Source organism: Citrobacter sp. Cpo090, assembly GCF_030332665.1.
Taxonomy (GTDB): Bacteria; Pseudomonadota; Gammaproteobacteria; order Enterobacterales; family Enterobacteriaceae; genus Citrobacter; species Citrobacter portucalensis.
The window spans coordinates 1-311 of the sequence record NZ_JAOWHK010000014.1 but is presented as its reverse complement, the minus strand read 5'-3'; the positions used below and the strand labels follow the sequence as shown (position 1 = coordinate 311).

Sequence of the window (311 nt, the reverse complement as noted above, 5' to 3'; positions counted from 1 at the left end):
TTTGGAGCGGGAAACGAGACTCGAACTCGCGACCCCGACCTTGGCAAGGTCGTGCTCTACCAACTGAGCTATTCCCGCATAATCTTCGTCTTTCGAACCGCTACTGCGTTGGCTGCCTTCATTCGCCTGAGTCACTTACTTTAGTAAGCTCCTAAGGACTCATTCAGTTGCCGCCTTATCGCAATTCGAAATTCTGCGATTGGTGGTCTGTGCTTAACAAGCACTTTCAAATTTTGGAGCGGGAAACGAGACTCGAACTCGCGACCCCGACCTTGGCAAGGTCGTGCTCTACCAACTGAGCTATTCCCGCA

Annotated in this window: 2 tRNA genes; both read right to left on the bottom strand. The window is 51.8% G+C overall.

Features of this window, described 5'->3' with window-relative positions:
* Positions 1-2 precede the first annotated feature (2 nt).
* Positions 3-78: transfer RNA gene (locus OGY83_RS00750), tRNA-Gly, on the bottom strand.
* Positions 79-234: 156 nt separating this feature from the next.
* A tRNA-Gly gene (locus tag OGY83_RS00745) sits at positions 235-310 on the bottom strand.
* Position 311 lies beyond the last annotated feature (1 nt).